Raw genomic sequence first — 510 nt, 5'->3', positions numbered from 1 at the left:
GTGTACCACCAGCACACCTAGAACCGGAGGTCTCCATGACTCACCGTAACGCCCCAATGACACCTAAGGGCAGAGCCCGGATGGTCACTCTCGTCCTCGATGACGGGTGGGCCCAGCGCAGAGTCGCTGAACGCTTCCAAGTCTCACCGGCTACCGTTTCTCGATGGGTCCGTCGAGCACGAGACCACCAGGGGCTGGAGGACCGACCCAGCCGCCCTCACGGCAGCCCCTCTCGACTGGCTGTCCGAGCCGAGCGGCGGATCATTGCCCTGCGGTTCACCCGCCAGTGGGGACCCCACCGCATCAGCGCCCGGCTGGGCATCCCTCGATCAACCGTCGGCCGGGTCCTGGAGCGGTACCGGATGCCGAAACTGGCGTGGATCGATCAGGCCACCGGACTGCCAGTCCGCCGCCCATCGGCGAACCGGTATGAAGCCTCAACCCCCGGGGAGCTGGTCCATGTCGATATCAAGAAGCTGGGCCGGATCCCCGACGGAGGAGGATGGCGGG

The 510-nt window shown here is 66.5% G+C and carries 1 protein-coding gene; it reads left to right on the top strand.

Features of this window, described 5'->3' with window-relative positions; genetic code table 11:
* Positions 1 to 35 precede the first annotated feature (35 nt).
* A partial coding sequence (locus tag HGQ17_RS14895; protein ID WP_229503616.1) for a helix-turn-helix domain-containing protein occupies positions 36 to 510 on the top strand: 475 nt, incomplete at its 3' end.

It is taken from the genome of Nesterenkonia sedimenti, assembly GCF_012641515.1.
Lineage (GTDB): Bacteria > Actinomycetota > Actinomycetes > Actinomycetales > Micrococcaceae > Nesterenkonia > Nesterenkonia sedimenti.
This window is presented reverse-complemented; position numbering and strand designations above follow the sequence as displayed.